The following is a 14,602-nucleotide window of genomic DNA, read 5'->3' as shown; positions in this document are numbered from 1 at the left end:
TTAACTTCTTGAATTGATCAGCTGTTCTGCAGTGGCTTGTTCCTGATCATTTTCAGGGTTTTTCTTTCCCCACCTGGAGGCAAGAATAGTTCCGGTGATCAGCTGCCACGCTGATGCAAATGCACTCGGCAGTGCCACCAAGGGTGTAAAGTGTACGGACGCCAAAGCAACGCCCAGCCCGGAGTTTTGCATACCTGTCTCAATCGAAACTGCACGCTGGTCCTGAACAGGCAGTTTAAATAACTTTGCTGCGTAGTAGCCCAATAACAAGCCGAATGCGTTATGAAGCAGTACAGAGACAAAGACCAGGATCCCCGCTTCGGCAATGTTATCCCTATTTCCGGCGACTACGCCCATCACAATAACCGTAATGGCGAGAATGGATATTAACGGCAATAGCGATACACCTTGTTCGGTTACACGGGGCAAGTACCTGTTTACCAATAGCCCAAGCAAAATTGGAATGATGATGACCTGGAAGATCGACATAAACATCGACACCGGATCAATCGGCATCCATTCACCCGCAAAAATCAGCAGAAGCAATGGGGTCATGACAGGCGCCAGCAAGGTAGAGACACTGGTCATCGTGATCGAAAGCGGCACGTTCCCTTTTGCGAGAAATACCATGACATTCGATGCAGTACCGCCCGGAACACTTCCCAGTAAAACTAATCCTGCCGCTATTTCTGCCGGGAGCTTTAAAAGATAGGCAATCAGGAACGCGGTTGTCGGCATAATGATAAATTGTGCTGCTAATCCAATTAAGACCGGGATCGGCTTTGTGAGAACCAATTTAAAATCAGATGCTTTGAGAGTCAGTCCCATCCCGAACATGACTATACCCAGCAAAATCGTGACGTACGACCCGAATCCTACAAAATATTCAGGCAGCATAAAGGCGAGAATTGAAAAAACAATAATGATCAATGCAAAGTATTTACCGGCCCAAGCACTGATTCTGCTTATAATCTCCATCCAGATCCTCCGTTGCAGATTTACAACTGAACTTTAGTTGCAATATTCTTGATTTGAATATAGTTCTGAACCGCCAAATGACTTTTCTCTCTGCCGATTCCGCTCTTTTTATAACCGCCAAATGGCATCTGCACGCCTCCTGCAGCTCCATAACTGTTGATGAATACTTGCCCGCTCTCGATCCGGGAAGCCACATAATTCGCGACATCGATATCCTTGCTCCAAACGCCGGCTACCAGTCCGTATTCTGTTGCATTTGCCAGTTCAATGGCTTCTTCGACCGTTCGGAAACGGACGACACTCAGGACCGGGCCAAAGATTTCTTCCTGGACGAAGAAAGCATCGTGATCGGCTGCCTCTACAATGGTCGGCTGAATGTAGTATCCATTTTCGAACCCTTCGACCTGTACCGATTCCCCGCCGACAAGAACGTTCGCTTCTTCCTTAACTTTTTTAAGAATCGAAGAGATTCGCTCATATTGCTTTTTATTAATGATCGGGCCAACGTCCGCCCCGCTTTCAGGCGGTCCTACAGTCAGTTCCTTGAATGAATCCTGAAGCAGACTCAGTAATTCATCAGCAATGGATTCCTCTACTAATAATCGGGATCCCGCGGAACAAGTCTGTCCGGCATTTTGAACAATGGAATTTACGATCGCCGGGACTGCCCGCTTCAGGTCAGCGTCCTTAAATACGACGTTCGGCGACTTTCCTCCCAGCTCCAATGTAACCGGCACGACATTTTCTGCCGCTGATTTCATGACATGGATCCCTGTCGGAACTGAACCGGTAAACGTGATCTGGTTGACACCCGGATGGGAACTTAAAGCGGAACCGATCTCCTGACCGTATCCTGTCACATGCTGGAATACACCTTTTGGCAGTTTATCTTGGAACCACTCTGCCAAAAAGTTGGTGGTCAGCGGCGTATCTTCCGAACTTTTGACAATGACGACATTTCCGGTCGCAATCGCTGCCGCCACACTCCGGGAAGTAATCTGGATCGGGTAATTCCACGGGATGATATGCAGGGTTACGCCGATCGGTTCGATCACCGTCATATTCATCAGATCTTGCTCAATCGGGATCGTGTCGCCGAACACCTTGTCTGCTATGCCGCCATAAAATTCAAAATAACGTGCAGCGGCTTCCACATCGGCTTCCGCCTGTTTCATGGGCTTTCCTGTATCTTCAGATTCCAGTGCTGCTAATTGTTGTGCATGTTCCCTTATGTATCTTGCGGTTTCTGTAAGCAATTGTCCCCGCTCGTAAGGCTTGAATGCCTTCCATTCCGGGCTGGCCAATGCTTTTTTTGCCGCTGTTACCGCCATATCGGCATGTGACTTGTTCCCTCGCACAATTTGTGCGGATCCTTCCCCTGTTGCAGGATTGATAATATCAATCCATTCATCTGTTTCATTGCCTGTCCATTCTCCATTGATCAACATCTTGATTGTCTTCATTTTTTTCTCTCCTTAAATGCTTCTTCCGCCGTCCACATGAATAACGGAACCTGTGATCATCCGGGCGCCATCACTTAACAAATGGATGACCGTAGGCGCGATGTCACTTGGCTCGATCAATCTGCCGAGTGGTACACTCTTAGCAAAAACATCTTTATTCATTTCGATTTTCTCATTTTCCTGTGCTGAGAATTTGCCCAACATGTTCGTATCCGCCGGACCGGGGTGAACCACATTCGCCCTAATATTAAACGGAGCCGTTTCGAGAGCGAGTGCTTTAGTAAATGCTTCGACCGCTCCCTTAGACGCTACATAACTTTGCAGCCCCGGGCGCGGCCTTGTAACGGAAACCGACCCTACATTGACAATCGAACCTTGATTCTTTTCCTTCATGTATCTGACAGCCTCCCGGCTCGTCAGAAAAACAGCTGTAGCATTGATATCCATCAGCTTATGCCACTCGGAGACTTCAACATTTGTAATCGATTTTGCTGCCTGTGCAATTCCGGCGATATTCACCAGACCATCCAAGCGTCCAAATTCTTCATAGATCTCTTTAAATACATTGACGATACTGGCTTCATCCAATAGATCGATGTTTTTCGAACGGAGATTTTTATCTTCTATTGACGATAAGGCTTCGGTGTTAATATCCAGGCCCACGACAGTGGCCCCATTTCTAAGCAGGTCTTTAACAACCTGCTGTCCCATTCCTCCGCCCGCTCCGGTAACTGCAATCACTTTTGAGGTAAGCTGACTCAAATGAATACCCTCCCATAATAAAAAGAACAAAGATTTTGATAATAAAAGATAAAAAAGTAGTAGTACATCATACATAGTATGTATTAAGCTGAATAGTAACATCTTGCTAAAACTTTGTAAATATAAAATTATTCCACTTGTCTAAATGAATTTAATTGCAATGGATCATAAAATAGATTTGTAAAATGGAGGGAATCTAGATGCAATTTGAGAAACTAAGTACTTCCAGCAAAAAATCAACTGAAATTGTTTCCCTGATTAAAGATAAGCTGCTGGACGGCACTTTGAAGAACGGGGATAAGCTGCCCACTGAAAAAGAATTGGTTGAACAACTGGGGGTCAGCAGAACGCCGGTACGTGAAGCGATTAAAGTTTTGGAATCCATTGGAGTCATTCAGATTAAACGTGGCGAGGGCATGTTTATTACGAACAATCCTTCTCACTTTTCTTTGAACCCGCTGATTTTCAGTTTAATTATGCATAGCAACCGTACGGAAAAATTAATTGAGTTCCGTCAGCATTTCGAGATCCTGCTGATCAATATGATCCGTACGAACGGGTCCCCGGAAAAAACTAAAAAGATTGAAGAGGTCTACCAGAGTCAAACTCGGCGGATGAAGCCCGATTTAAGCTCAGAGGAGCTTGCTGATATTGACTTGGAATTCCATTATGCCGCACTTGAAGCAACGGAAAATGACTTCGTCATCGAGATCGGAAAAACAATCTATGAGTTATATAAGCCTAAAATGATTCAATCAAAACAAGCGGATACGATTGAATGGACACTTCAAACACACCGGGCGTACCTTGATCTCCTCCGCCAAAAAGACGCAGCGGTCAATGAAGAGCAGATCAATAAAATGATTTTCAATAACCGAACTTGGTTGGAAGAAGCAGAAGTAAATGATTAATCCCTTTAAGCAACAAAAAAGGCCTCTCACCAGTTTAGTAAACTGATGAGAGACCTTTTCTAAGAGGACGAGATTACATCATGCCGCCCATGCCGCCCATGTCAGGCATGCCGCCGCCTGCTGCTGGCGGTTCCGGAATATCTGCAACAACTGCTTCCGTTGTGAGGAAGAGAGCTGCGACGGATGCAGCGTTCTGGAGTGCGGAACGCGTCACCTTTGTCGGGTCCACGATGCCTGCATCGGTCATGTTGACCCATGTGCCGTCTGCTGCGTTGAAGCCGATGCCGACTTCTTCGCGCTTCAGGCGGTCAACGACGATGGAGCCTTCGAGGCCCGCATTGTTCGCGATCTGGCGTACCGGCTCTTCAAGCGCGCGGAGCACGATCTTGACGCCTGTTGCCACGTCGCCTTCAACGCCTTCCTGGAGCTCGCCCACTTTGTTGTAGACGTTGACGAGTGCCGTACCGCCGCCGGAGACGATGCCTTCCTCGACCGCTGCGCGTGTCGCGTTCAGGGCGTCTTCGATGCGGAGCTTGCGCTCTTTCAGCTCGGTTTCGGTAGCTGCGCCGACCTTGATGACGGCTACGCCGCCTGCGAGCTTCGCAAGGCGCTCCTGAAGCTTTTCCTTGTCGAACTCGGAAGTGGTTTCTTCAAGCTGTGAACGGATCTGGTTCACGCGCGCTTCGATGTTCGCAGCTTCGCCTGCGCCCTCGACGATTGTCGTGTTGTCTTTTGTGACGACGACTTTCGCCGCGCGGCCCAGCTGGGTCACGTCAGCCGACTTCAGGTCGAGGCCGAGGTCTTCCGTGATCACCTGGCCGCCAGTGAGGATCGCGATGTCTTCGAGCATGGCCTTGCGGCGGTCGCCGAAGCCAGGCGCCTTGACTGCGACTGCGTTGAACGTGCCGCGGAGCTTGTTGACGACGAGTGTCGCGAGTGCCTCGCCTTCCACATCTTCGGAGATGAGGAGAAGCGGTTTGCCCTGCTGGACAACCTGCTCAAGCACAGGCAGGATTTCCTGGATGTTCGAGATCTTCTTGTCCGTGATGAGGATGTACGGGTTCTCGAGAACCGCTTCCATCTTGTCGGAGTCGGAAATCATGTAAGGGGACGCGTAACCGCGGTCGAACTGCATCCCTTCAACAACATCGAGTTCAGTCGTGAAGCCTTTGGATTCTTCGATGGTGATGACGCCGTCGTTGCCGACGCGCTCCATCGCTTCAGCGATCAGTTCGCCGACTTCATCGTCACCGGAAGAAATCGCTGCAACTTGTGCGATCGATTCCTTGCCTTCAATTTCTGTGGAGATATTCTTAAGTTCCACAACAGCCGTCTCAACCGCTTTTTCGATCCCTTTGCGGATGCCGACAGGGTTTGCGCCGGCCGTAACGTTCTTGAGGCCTTCACGGATCATCGCCTGAGCGAGGACCGTAGCTGTTGTCGTACCGTCACCTGCGATGTCGTTCGTCTTCGAAGCAACTTCGGAGACGAGCTTCGCACCCATGTTTTCATACGGATCTTCGAGTTCGATCTCTTTTGCAATCGTCACGCCGTCGTTTGTGATCAGCGGCGAGCCGAATTTCTTTTCGAGTACCACGTTGCGGCCTTTAGGCCCGAGTGTAACTTTAACTGCGTCAGCCAGTTTGTCGACGCCTTTGAGCATCAGGCTGCGTGCATCTTCGTTGAATTTGATTTCCTTTGCCATCAGATAAGTCCCTCCTGAAATCGTTCTTGTTTATTAAAGAGTGTCATCCAAGCCCGGCTTAGCCGAGGATGGCCAGTACGTCGTTTTCACGGAGAATGAGGTATTCTTCCCCGCCGTATTTCACTTCAGTTCCGGCATATTTTGAGAAGATGATCGTGTCGCCTTCTTTTACTTCGAGCTCGACTTTCGTGCCGTTGTCGAGGTAACGGCCGGTGCCGACTGCGATGACCTTGCCTTCCTGAGGCTTTTCCTTAGCGGAGTCAGGAAGTACGATTCCGCTCGAAGTCGTTTCTTCAGCTTCGATCAATTCGATGATGATTCGATCGCCCAGTGGTTTCAACACGTGAAACACCCTCCTCAATCTGATGTCGTTATTTGTCGTTTGTTAGCACTCGATGTTAGGGAGTGCTAACACAGTTATTATCATAATGAATCCCCTTCCATTTTGCAAGTGGAAAGCCAAAAAGTTTCCGCTTTGAACTTTCCCTCCATACCCTCTACAATCGGGAGAGAAGGCAGAGCTTCAGGAAAGGATTCTCCACGTGAAAAAATCAAACACTTCCCTATGGATTTTCATCATCTACATCATCGCGCAGCTGTCCGCTGTAGTCGGATTGCCGATCGTGATTCCGTTCGTATCTGAAGGCCGTACCCCGCAGGAGGCCTATCTTGCCGCTTCCGGCTGGTGGATGTTCATCGCATTCGGCATCACCACCATTGCAGCACTGATCCTCTCTAATAAGGACAAGCATTATTTCAGGACGCCAAAAGGCAAACGGTCCCCCCTGTGGGTAGCGATCGTCCTCGGCATCGCCGGCTTCTTCATGGTGCTGTTCGGCCAGGGTGCCGCCGGCATGATCGAGCAGCAGCTCGGCATCGAGCCGGGATCCGATAATACGGCCGCCCTCGTTTCCGTCGCCGATATGGCGCCTGTCGCCATTGTCGCAGTCGTGCTGTTCGCCCCGATCCTGGAGGAGTTCATCTTCCGCCGGATCATTTTCGGCGGACTCGTCGACAGGACGAACTTCTTTGTCGCAGCGGCAGTCAGCTCGCTCGTGTTTGCGGCCGTCCATATGGATTTCACCCATATCCTGCTTTATGCAGCATCCGGCTTCATCTTCGCATTTCTCTACCATGTGACGAAGCGTCTGATCACATCGATCATCGCGCATATGCTGCTGAACGGATTTGTCATGGCGGTCCAGCTGAACCTCGACAAGATCCAGGAGTTCATCGACCAGATGGAACGCATCGCGAATATGCAGTAATGCAAAAAAGCCGCAATCCCGATTTGGGAATGCGGCTTTTGATTTGATGGCACCGCGGCAGCTGAGTGCTTTCCTGTTTGGCGCGAGTGCTCTCAATCGGTGTACGAGTGCCCTCATTTGTCCGTCGAGTGCTTTTCGACGCTTAACAGCGGCGGTCAGCACACTTGATATTTCCGAATGAAACGGACTGTGGAGGACAGTTTCGTAGTATGGAGCGTGAATTCGGAATAAGAAAAGCCGTTTCGCAGTATGAGTGAGGATTTCGGAATATGGAGCACGCATTTGGAGTATGAGACATAATTTCGTACTAAGAATCGAGTTGTCTGAGGATGGATCAACATTCCGGATTATGGTCCCTCAATTCGTAGTATGCGGGCCCTGCCGCTCGCAGCCTAATCCGGTAATTTCTATATATACAAAAAACGCCTCGTGCAGTCATTCCGCATTGAGGCGTTCTTGCTGTTCTTTGAGAATGCGCTCCCGCTCCGCTTCCCTTTCTTCCTCCTGGCGCTTTTCCTCGGCTTTCAGATACTTCTTGTAGCCGACGCGCGAGATGCTGACACTGATCTCATACAGGATGATGAGCGGCACTGTCGTGAACAGGTGAGAGAACAGATCCGGCGGCGTGATAAAGGCCGCAATGACGAAGAGCACAAAATAGCTGTACTTCCGGAACTTCACGAGGACTTCCGGGTTCAGGATGCCGAGCCGTGACAGAAACAGCAACACAACCGGCAACTGGAAGACAACCCCAAACGGAACCGTGATCTGGAACAGGAAATTAAAGTATTCGTTGATCCCGATTGTCTGCTGGATCTCCAGTGTATCCGACAGGCTCGTCATAAATGAAATGACATACGGAAACAGGATGAAATACGAGAAGCTGATTCCCGCAAGGAACAGCAGGAAGGCGTATGGGATATAACTGAGCGTCACCCGCCGCTCCGTCGGGGAAAGTCCCGGTGCGATAAATGCCCAGAGCTGGTACAGGATGACCGGCGAGACAAGCACGAACCCGACAAACACGATCACCTTCAGATAGATGATCATCGGGTCGGCCACGTTAAAGGCGTTCAGCGTGAACTGCTCCGCCTCGTCGCTGTTCTGCAGGAACTGGATCACCGGCGGCCCGAGGAAAAACCCTGCCACCAGTGCAAACAAGAAGAAAACGACGATGATCATCAGCCGTTTTCTCAATTCTTCTATATGCTCAATAATCGAAAGTTGCTTTTCATTCATAACGATAACGTCCTATCGGGGCGCCATCACTTGGCGTCTTTCTGGTCGGCAGCTTTCTTCGTGCTGTCTTCGTCGTCGTCCACAAGGCCTTTGGTGGCGTTCTTGAATTCGCGGAGCGAAGAACCGATCGCCTTACCGAACTCAGGAAGCTTTTTCGGCCCGAAGATGATGAGTGCGACGATAGCGATGATGATCAGACTCAATGGACCTGGTGACATGACGGCACCTCCCTTGTTAATAGTTTAATTCTACACCATATAAACAGGAAACTCCATTTAATCAAATGGACGTTTGTGAATTCTTTTCGTCATTCCGGATGGCATAGATCAGCGCCTGCATCTCGATGGACAAGTCGATCGAGTGGACACGGACTCCTTCCGGAACGTTCAGCCGGACCGGGGCGAAGTTCAGGATGCCCTTGACGCCAAGCGCCGCCAGACGGTCCGTCATGTCCTGTGCGGCGCGTGCCGGTACAGTGAGGACGGCCATCTGGACACCGAAGTCCGGCAACTTTTCCTCCAGCAGCTCCGGCCGGAAGATCGGGATGCCGTTTGACATCGTCCCTTCCTCGGCCGCATTGGGATCAAACGCCACAACAATCCGGGTGTTATGGTTTTTCTCAAAATTATATTTCATAAATGCATTGCCGAGGCTCCCGACGCCGACCAGCGCGAGATTGACGGCCTCGTCCTGGTCCAGCGTCTTTCGGAAAAATTCAAGCAGGCGCCGGACGTCATATCCGTAGCCCTTCTTCCCGAGCGCGCCGAAATAGGAGAAATCCCTCCGGATTGTGGCCGAGTCGATCTTCATCGCCTCGCTCAGCTCCTGGGAGGAGATCCGCTCCTTCCCTTCGTTGGCAAGCTTCTGGATAAACCGGTAATAAAGCGGCAGACGCTTTGAGGTCGCCTGCGGGACCCGTTGAGTTTCTTCTTTCATGATAGCCTCCATCAAAACCGTCCGTGCGTGAGCCGTTACCATCTTACATGAGCCCGCCAATCCTGTAAAGTCGCGCCGTTGCGCGGCTTCCCCCTATCCATTAAACTGTAGAAGAATAGGGGTGTAGACTATGATCGTCCTTCAAGTGAACAACGTGACGAAATCATTCGCCGGGGAGGAGATCCTCTCCGGCGTTAAATTGGAAGTGCAGCACCGTGACCGTGTGGCCCTCGTCGGCCGCAACGGTGCCGGCAAATCGACGCTTCTCAAAATCATTACCGGTGAGATGGGCCGGGATGAGGGCGACATCATCATCCCGAAAGACGTCCGGATCGGCTATCTTGATCAGCACAGCGGACTCGATTCGGAACGCACGATATGGGAAGAAATGATGACCGTGTTCGGGCCCCTTTTTGCGATGGAAAGGGAGCTCCGCTCGCTTGAACAGAAAATGGCCGATCCGTCAGTCTACGGCAATGAGGCCGATTATAAGAAAGTGATGGACGCCTACGACGCGCTCCAGCACCGCTTTGGCGAGGTCGGCGGCTACCAGTATGAATCCGAGACCCGCTCCGTCCTGCATGGCATGCGTTTTTACCCCGAGGACTATGGCAAAGAGATCCGGACCCTGTCCGGGGGCCAGCGGACACGGCTCGCGCTTGCCAGGCTCCTGCTGTCGAAGCCCGGCCTTCTTATCCTCGATGAGCCGACCAACCACCTGGACATCGAAACGCTCAGCTGGCTGGAGAAATACCTGCAGGGCTATGAGGGCGCCATTCTCATCGTCTCCCATGACCGATATTTCCTCGATCAGGTCGTGACAATCGTCTATGAGGTGTCCCGCCGGAAAGTGACGAAGTACACCGGCAATTACAGTGCCTATCTCGACCAGAAGGCGAAAAACTACGAGCGTGACCGGAAGATGTATGAAAAGCAGATGGATGAAAAAGCGAAGCTTGAAGTGTTCATCCAGAAAAACATCGCCAGGGCCTCCACGACGAAAATGGCACAGAGCCGGCGGAAGGTGCTGGAAAAGACCGATTGGATGGAAGCACCGGAGGGCAATGAAAAATCTGCGGCGTTCACGTTCGGCATCGGCAGGAAAAGCGGCAATGATGTCATGTCCGTCCGGGATCTGTCCATCGGCTACAGGGATGAAGCCGTCTCCCGGCAGCTTGATTTCCGCGTCTACCGGGAAGACCGGATCGCATTTATCGGTCCGAACGGCGTCGGCAAGTCGACGCTTCTGAAGACGCTGACCGGCAGGCTCCCCAAGCTTGCCGGCTCAATTGACCTCGGCACGAATGTGGAGTTCGGCTTCTACGATCAGGAGCAGGCAGAGCTTACCGGGAACGGCACCGTCCTCGAGGAGATCTGGAACGACTGGCCGAACATGAATGAAAAAGATATCCGCACCCTGCTGGGACGCTTCCTCTTCACCGGTGACGACGTGACGAAACCTGTCAATACGCTCTCGGGCGGTGAGAAGGCACGCCTGGCACTTGCCAAACTGGTTCTCGAGAAAGCAAACACACTCGTCCTTGACGAGCCGACGAACCACCTGGACCTCGACAGCAAGGAAGTTCTCGAGAATGCGCTGCTTGACTATCCCGGCACGCTCCTCTTTGTCTCCCATGACCGGTATTTCATCAACCGGATCGCGACAAAGGTCATCGAACTTTCCGCTGAAGGCGCGGAAGAATTCCTGGGCGACTATGATTACTATGTCGAGAAAACGCGTGAGCAGGAAGAGCTGCTGGCAGAGATCGCCGCAGAGCAGCAGGCGGGCCGTCAAGCGGCTCCTGCCAAAAGTGCGAATGCGCCCCTCGACAGGGAGGCGCAGCGCGAAGAACGCCGCATCCGCCGTGCGCTCGCTGAAGCCGAGAAGGAAATGGCATCCCTTGAAGCGGATATGAAGCGCCTGGAACAAGAGCTGAATCTGCCGGAACATGCGGATGACCACGTGAAGCTTCAGGAAATCCAGGAACAGCTGGACGGGAAATCCGTCCTTCACGAAGCCTGCATGGAACGCTGGCTCGAGCTCCAGACAGAACTGGATGAAGAATAAACACCACATGCCGGAAATGATGAAGGAAACTGCCGCGATCTGCTCTAGCGGCAGTTTATTATTTTCAGCAAATCTCTCGGAATTTCCACAGATTTATAAACAGGAGAAATCCCCGTATTACGGGATATTCACAAAGTTATCCACTTTGTCCACAACATCATTCAGAGTTTTACACACTGCATTGTGAAAATGAGCGGATAACTGGGGGTGAAATCCACCGCTTATCCACAAATTATCAACATTTGTGCATAAGTACAGACGTTCCCCCTTGACAGAACATGTCGCATGATGACGAAAAAAGGAGAATCCGGTCGGGCCGGATTCTCCTTCTTTTCCTGTTTATTTCATCGACCAGGACAGCAGTTCCATCCCGGGCCGGCCGTTCAGTGCCATGTCGCTGCGGATGTCCGCTTCATACATGGAGGTGCCGGCTGCGGCGATCATTGCGGCGTTGTCGGTGCACAGATTGAGCGGAGGCACGGAGAAGCGGATGCCCTCCTTCTCCAGTGCCTTGCCCAATGCAGCGCGAAGGCCTTTGTTGGCAGACACCCCGCCGGCTGCGATCACTTGGCGGACGCCCTTTTCTTTTGCCGCCCGTACCGTTTTTTCGACGACGACATCGATGACACTTTCCTGGAAGCCGGCAGCCACACTCGCTGTGTCCACTTCCTGCCCTTTCTGTCGGACATTGTGGACGTGGTTGATGACCGCCGACTTGAGTCCGCTGAAACTGAAGTCGTACGAACCTTCTTCTAGACGTGCACGGGGGAACTCGACGGCATCATCCGCTTCATGGGCAAGCCGGTCGATATGCGGGCCGCCCGGATAAGGCAGGCCAAGCACTCGGGCGACCTTGTCGTACGCCTCACCGGCCGCGTCATCCCGTGTCTCGCCAATCAGTTCAAAGCTGCCGTCACGCTCCATATAAACAAGCTCTGTATGGCCTCCGGAAATGATCAGCGCGACCAGCGGGAACTCCATTCCGCCGTCCAGCCGGTTGGCATATACATGGCCGGCGATATGATGGACACCGATAAGCGGCAGCCCGTTGGCAAATGCAAACGCCTTGGCGGCATTGACGCCGATCAGAAGCGCGCCTACAAGGCCCGGCCCTTCCGTCACGGCAACGGCATCCAGATCTTCCGGCTGAAGACCCGCCTGCTCCATCGCTTCTTCAATCACGAGCGTAATCTGCTCGACGTGAAGACGGGACGCCACCTCCGGCACGACCCCGCCAAATTTTTTCTGGCTCTCGATCTGGGAAGCGACAACATTCGACAGGATCTCGCGGCCGTTTTTCACGACCGAGGCCGCCGTCTCGTCGCAGCTTGTTTCGATGCCGAGGATATGGATGTCATTCATCTTCATTCAGCTCCGTCCACATGACAAGGGCATCCTCGCCGTTGTCTGTATAATACCCGCGGCGGATGCCGCCGTCCTTAAACCCCAGTTTCCGGTAGAGGCCGAGTGCCGGATCGTTGGATACCCGGACCTCGAGCGTCATCGTGGCAGCACCTTTCCTGGCTGTCCGCCGCATCATTTCACGCATGAGGGCCTCGCCGATCCCGTGTCCCCGGTAAGCGGACAGGACCGCAACATTCGTGATATGGCACTCGTCCAGGATGAGCCATGCACCGCAGTAGCCGATGATCTCTTCCCCGTCCTGGGCAAGCAGGTAGTACGCATACTCGTTCGTCAGCATTTCCTGTTCAAAAGCTTCCATCGTCCATGGAGAACTGAACGCGTCCGTTTCCACCCGGTAGACCGCCGGCACATCCGCGATCTGCATCGGCCGGAACGCAATGACCGGTGTGTTCTCCCCGCTCATTTTTCCCGTGCCTCCCCGTTTGCCTTCCGCCAGTTGGCCTCGGCCTCGGTGATGCGGCGGTATTCCGGTGCAAATGCATGGACAGCATCGTGCTCGGCATGCTGCGCTTCTGTGATGAGAAGAGCAGCACGGGGAAGATCCTGGGTAAAGTGCGCGCGACGGCCAAGCTCGCCGAGCGCCTCTTTAAGGGCTTCTTCATTCTTTCTTGCCCCTTCACCGACGAACACGACCGGATTTCCTTCTTTCTTTAATCTGCCGAGAAGATCGGACAGTGCCATATGCCGGTCTTCCATGAGACATTCCAGCGTCCCGTCTTCCTGCCTGCGATAAAGCCCGGCATAGACATTGCCTCTCCTCGCATCAATCAGGGGACTGATCGTGACGCCGTAGGTGAAGATATTCGAGGCGAGCACACGCAGACTCGACACGCCGACAAGCGGCTTGTCCAGCGTCCATGCAAGCGTCTTTGCGATCGTGACACCGATTCGGACACCGGTATAAGAACCGGGGCCTTCAGAAACAGCAATCGCATCTATGTCTGCCGGCTGGATGCCCGCTCTTTTAAACAGTTGCTCCACAGCGGGCATCGCACCCGCCGAATGATTCAGCCCCATGGCCGAGTTCAGTTCGACAAGCAGTTCCCCGTCCCTCACAAGGGCCACCGACAGCGGTGCATTTGCCGTATCCAATCCGAGCCAGATCATCGCATAAGCTCCTTTATCATCGATTCATAGCGGCTGCCGTTGGGCGTAAACGTAAAGCGGCGGCCATTCTCATCCAGGCGGAGGATCAAGATGTCCAGCCGCTCCTCCGGAAGTTCTTCTTCTATATATTGTGCCCACTCCACAACGCTCACCGCATCCCCGTAAAAGAGTTCATCCCAGCCCAGGTCCTCTTCACTGTCCGCGAGACGGTATACATCCAAATGGTTCAGCGGCAGTCGGCCTTCGTACTGCTTCAGGATGGTGAACGTCGGGCTGCTGACAGTCCGTTTGATGCCAAGACCCTTTGCCAGTGCCTGGGTGAAGGTGGTTTTCCCCGCACCGAGGTCACCCTCAAGCGTAATCACTTCTCCGCCCTCAAGCAGGGAAGCCAATTTTTCGGCCAGCCCGGCGGTCTCCGCCGGTGACTGCACATCGATTGTATGGTTCATGCTTTGGTCACTCCATCTTCTGTAGCCTTTGCTTTCCCAAGTTTAAAGGATAAGGGCGGTAAATTGTAGTGTTTTGCAAAGCAAGGACGGAGACATTCCTCTGAAAGTGATGAATCAAGCTCCGAAAGTGACGAAACGCCTCTCGAAAGTGATGAATCAAGCTTTGAATGTGACGAATCACCTCTCGAAAGTGACGAACGGTGCTCTAAAAGTGACGAACCGCTGAATCGCATCGCACGGTTCACTGGTGTATCCCCGATGTCGCCCTTCTTTTTAAAGACAATAAAAAAA

Annotated in this window: 16 protein-coding genes; 3 read left to right on the top strand and 13 right to left on the bottom strand. The window is 52.3% G+C overall.

Features of this window, described 5'->3' with window-relative positions; genetic code table 11:
• From C772_RS12930 to C772_RS12920, 3 genes are read right to left on the bottom strand one after another with little or no spacing between them, the layout of a single operon-like run.
• A complete protein-coding gene (locus C772_RS12930; RefSeq protein ID WP_008300618.1) occupies positions 1-978 on the bottom strand; it encodes a bile acid:sodium symporter family protein in 978 nt (325 codons plus the stop codon).
• A gap of 20 nt (positions 979-998) precedes the next feature.
• The gene (locus C772_RS12925; protein ID WP_008300616.1) at positions 999-2,441 is read right to left on the bottom strand and encodes an aldehyde dehydrogenase family protein; all 1,443 of its coding nucleotides are present in this window, start codon (positions 2,439-2,441) and stop codon (positions 999-1,001) included.
• Positions 2,442-2,453: 12 nt separating this feature from the next.
• Entirely contained in the window at positions 2,454-3,203 is a 750-nt protein-coding gene (locus C772_RS12920; RefSeq protein WP_008300615.1) for an SDR family NAD(P)-dependent oxidoreductase, read from the bottom strand.
• Between the two features lie 200 nt (positions 3,204-3,403).
• On the opposite strand from C772_RS12920, the gene C772_RS12915 reads away from it, so the two are divergent.
• Positions 3,404-4,114, top strand: a complete 711-nt coding sequence (locus C772_RS12915) for a FadR/GntR family transcriptional regulator (RefSeq protein ID WP_008300612.1) — start codon at positions 3,404-3,406, stop codon at positions 4,112-4,114.
• A gap of 73 nt (positions 4,115-4,187) precedes the next feature.
• Here C772_RS12915 and groL read toward each other — a convergent pair whose 3' ends face one another.
• Positions 4,188-5,819 carry a chaperonin GroEL gene (gene groL, locus C772_RS12910; protein WP_008300610.1) on the bottom strand — a complete coding sequence of 544 codons (1,632 nt, stop codon included), beginning with the start codon at positions 5,817-5,819 and terminating at the stop codon, positions 4,188-4,190.
• Positions 5,820-5,877: 58 nt separating this feature from the next.
• Positions 5,878-6,162 carry a co-chaperone GroES gene (gene groES / locus C772_RS12905; RefSeq protein ID WP_008300609.1) on the bottom strand — a complete coding sequence of 95 codons (285 nt, stop codon included), beginning with the start codon at positions 6,160-6,162 and terminating at the stop codon, positions 5,878-5,880.
• Positions 6,163-6,361: 199 nt separating this feature from the next.
• On the opposite strand from groES, the gene C772_RS12900 reads away from it, so the two are divergent.
• Complete coding sequence (locus tag C772_RS12900; protein ID WP_008300607.1) at positions 6,362-7,087, top strand: CPBP family intramembrane glutamic endopeptidase; 726 nt, start codon at positions 6,362-6,364, stop codon at positions 7,085-7,087.
• Between the two features lie 435 nt (positions 7,088-7,522).
• On the opposite strand, the gene tatC is transcribed toward C772_RS12900, so the two are convergent.
• From tatC to C772_RS12885, 3 genes are all read right to left on the bottom strand, one after another.
• Positions 7,523-8,326 (bottom strand): twin-arginine translocase subunit TatC, encoded by an 804-nt coding sequence (tatC, locus tag C772_RS12895; RefSeq protein WP_008300606.1) that lies wholly within the window; start codon positions 8,324-8,326, stop codon positions 7,523-7,525.
• Positions 8,327-8,352: 26 nt separating this feature from the next.
• Positions 8,353-8,544 (bottom strand): twin-arginine translocase TatA/TatE family subunit, encoded by a 192-nt coding sequence (gene tatA, locus C772_RS12890; protein ID WP_008300605.1) that lies wholly within the window; start codon positions 8,542-8,544, stop codon positions 8,353-8,355.
• Positions 8,545-8,605: 61 nt separating this feature from the next.
• Positions 8,606-9,262, bottom strand: a complete 657-nt coding sequence (locus tag C772_RS12885; RefSeq protein WP_008300604.1) for a redox-sensing transcriptional repressor Rex — start codon at positions 9,260-9,262, stop codon at positions 8,606-8,608.
• A 130-nt stretch (positions 9,263-9,392) separates the two neighbouring features.
• On the opposite strand from C772_RS12885, the gene C772_RS12880 reads away from it, so the two are divergent.
• Positions 9,393-11,330: an ABC-F family ATP-binding cassette domain-containing protein gene (locus C772_RS12880; RefSeq protein ID WP_008300603.1), complete on the top strand. Its 1,938-nt coding sequence runs from the start codon at positions 9,393-9,395 to the stop codon at positions 11,328-11,330.
• 339 nt (positions 11,331-11,669) lie between these two features.
• Here the strand turns inward: C772_RS12880 and tsaD are convergent, their stop codons facing one another.
• From tsaD to C772_RS16895, 5 genes are all read right to left on the bottom strand, one after another.
• On the bottom strand, positions 11,670-12,692 hold the full coding sequence (gene tsaD, locus C772_RS12875; RefSeq protein ID WP_008300602.1) for a tRNA (adenosine(37)-N6)-threonylcarbamoyltransferase complex transferase subunit TsaD: 1,023 nt from the start codon (positions 12,690-12,692) through the stop codon (positions 11,670-11,672).
• Positions 12,685-13,158, bottom strand: coding sequence for a ribosomal protein S18-alanine N-acetyltransferase (rimI, locus tag C772_RS12870; RefSeq protein ID WP_008300601.1), 474 nt, complete (start codon positions 13,156-13,158; stop codon positions 12,685-12,687). The genes tsaD and rimI overlap by 8 nt, the downstream gene beginning before the upstream one ends.
• A complete protein-coding gene (tsaB, locus tag C772_RS12865) occupies positions 13,155-13,862 on the bottom strand; it encodes a tRNA (adenosine(37)-N6)-threonylcarbamoyltransferase complex dimerization subunit type 1 TsaB (protein WP_008300600.1) in 708 nt (235 codons plus the stop codon). The genes rimI and tsaB overlap by 4 nt, the downstream gene beginning before the upstream one ends.
• Positions 13,859-14,311, bottom strand: a complete 453-nt coding sequence (gene tsaE / locus C772_RS12860; protein ID WP_008300599.1) for a tRNA (adenosine(37)-N6)-threonylcarbamoyltransferase complex ATPase subunit type 1 TsaE — start codon at positions 14,309-14,311, stop codon at positions 13,859-13,861. Before tsaE ends, tsaB begins: the two co-directional genes overlap by 4 nt.
• Positions 14,308-14,602, bottom strand: a 295-nt coding sequence (locus tag C772_RS16895; RefSeq protein WP_235046411.1) for a hypothetical protein, incomplete at its 5' end; no start/stop codon positions are given. The genes tsaE and C772_RS16895, both read right to left, overlap by 4 nt.

The sequence above is a fragment of the Bhargavaea cecembensis DSE10 genome (assembly GCF_000348905.1).
Classification (GTDB): domain Bacteria; phylum Bacillota; class Bacilli; order Bacillales_A; family Planococcaceae; genus Bhargavaea; species Bhargavaea cecembensis.
The sequence above is the reverse complement of the archived record's forward strand: the minus strand, read 5'-3'. Positions and strand labels throughout refer to the sequence as shown.

Coding starts and splice junctions, on each gene's coding strand:
- tsaE (WP_008300599.1), bottom strand. CDS start 14,311: ATGAACCATACAATCGATGTGCAGTCACCGGCGGAGACCGCCGGGCTG.
- C772_RS12880 (WP_008300603.1), top strand. CDS start 9,393: ATGATCGTCCTTCAAGTGAACAACGTGACGAAATCATTCGCCGGGGAG.
- tsaB (WP_008300600.1), bottom strand. CDS start 13,862: ATGATCTGGCTCGGATTGGATACGGCAAATGCACCGCTGTCGGTGGCC.
- C772_RS12930 (WP_008300618.1), bottom strand. CDS start 978: ATGGAGATTATAAGCAGAATCAGTGCTTGGGCCGGTAAATACTTTGCA.
- tatC (WP_008300606.1), bottom strand. CDS start 8,326: ATGAATGAAAAGCAACTTTCGATTATTGAGCATATAGAAGAATTGAGA.
- groL (WP_008300610.1), bottom strand. CDS start 5,819: ATGGCAAAGGAAATCAAATTCAACGAAGATGCACGCAGCCTGATGCTC.
- tatA (WP_008300605.1), bottom strand. CDS start 8,544: ATGTCACCAGGTCCATTGAGTCTGATCATCATCGCTATCGTCGCACTC.
- C772_RS12915 (WP_008300612.1), top strand. CDS start 3,404: ATGCAATTTGAGAAACTAAGTACTTCCAGCAAAAAATCAACTGAAATT.
- rimI (WP_008300601.1), bottom strand. CDS start 13,158: ATGAGCGGGGAGAACACACCGGTCATTGCGTTCCGGCCGATGCAGATC.
- tsaD (WP_008300602.1), bottom strand. CDS start 12,692: ATGAATGACATCCATATCCTCGGCATCGAAACAAGCTGCGACGAGACG.
- C772_RS12885 (WP_008300604.1), bottom strand. CDS start 9,262: ATGAAAGAAGAAACTCAACGGGTCCCGCAGGCGACCTCAAAGCGTCTG.
- C772_RS12925 (WP_008300616.1), bottom strand. CDS start 2,441: ATGAAGACAATCAAGATGTTGATCAATGGAGAATGGACAGGCAATGAA.